Genomic DNA, 1,123 nt, shown 5'->3' with positions numbered 1-1,123 from the left:
GCTGGAGGGGCAGGTGGGGGTCCGGGTGCATCCGGCGCTGATCCCGCGGGAGCATCCGCTCGCGAGCGTCCATGTCTCCGTCCTCGTAGGCATGGGGCAAATACTCCGGCACGAGTCCGAGGACGTGTTCGGTCATCGGCTTGACGATCGGCGGACATGCCGCCGAGACGTGGTTCTCGAGGGCGTGGGAGAACGCGTCGAACCCGGTCGCGGCCGTCTGTCTCGGCGGCAGGGATGCGGTCAGGGCGGGATCGACGACCGAGATCTCGGCGCCGAGATAGGGGCCGCCGGGGTACTGGGGTGACTGACCGAGGGCCATCTTGAACTCCCGGTCCTCGTCAGTGATGACGGCCCAGTAGTCGACTTCGCTGCCCGTTCCGGCCGTCGTCGGCACCGTCACGAGCGGGATCGGGTGGTTCTCGATCGGCGCCTCGGTGACGTCCGCCGCGGAGGTCACCTCGTAGTCTGCGACCTCGCCGGGGTTCGTCGCCATTAGGGACGCGCCTTTCCCGACGTCGATCGAGCTGCCGCCGCCTACCGCGACGATCGCGTCGCACTCCTCGACCTCGAGCGTCGCCGTTGCCTCGTCGACCATCGCCGTCGTCGGGTTCGGTTCGACGCCGTCGTAGGTCGCGTAATCGATGCCGGCGTCCGTCAGCGACGCCGTCACGTCCTCGAGCAGGCCGGCGTCGATGATCCCCTGATCGGTGACCAGCAACGGTTTCTGCCACCCCTGCGACGCGACGAGTTCGCCGAGGTTCTCGCTCGAGCCGGTGCCGAACTCGACCCAGATCGGAAACGTGAGCGTGTACTTCTGGAGCGTCATCGGATTTCCCCCCGTCCCGTAGTTGGTCGCGGACTCGGTGCCGTTACTATCGTGCGATCCGCAATCATGATTGACAACACCATGCGCTACGAATTTACTTCGAACGAGCATATAAAACTAGTCGAGCGGCCGGCTCCCGCGCATATTATCGGGGTGGAACGCCGTTTTCGATATGCGAAAAGGAGCCGATGCACTATCCCCCGCTCGTGTCGACCAGTTCGCGCTGGAGGTCGGCGATCACGTCCCGAATCGCGTCGGGGACCGTCGTCCGGAGGACGTCGCCCTGCAGCCGGTAGC

Annotated in this window: 1 protein-coding gene; it reads right to left on the bottom strand. The window is 65.7% G+C overall.

Features of this window, described 5'->3' with window-relative positions; all coding sequences use genetic code 11:
* The coding region (locus ACNA7R_RS20450; protein ID WP_416285373.1) for an iron-containing alcohol dehydrogenase at positions 1 to 826 on the bottom strand (826 nt) is incomplete at its 3' end.
* Positions 827 to 1,123 lie beyond the last annotated feature (297 nt).

The organism is Natronococcus sp. (genome assembly GCF_047921035.1).
GTDB lineage: Archaea > Halobacteriota > Halobacteria > Halobacteriales > Natrialbaceae > Natronococcus.
This window is presented reverse-complemented; position numbering and strand designations above follow the sequence as displayed.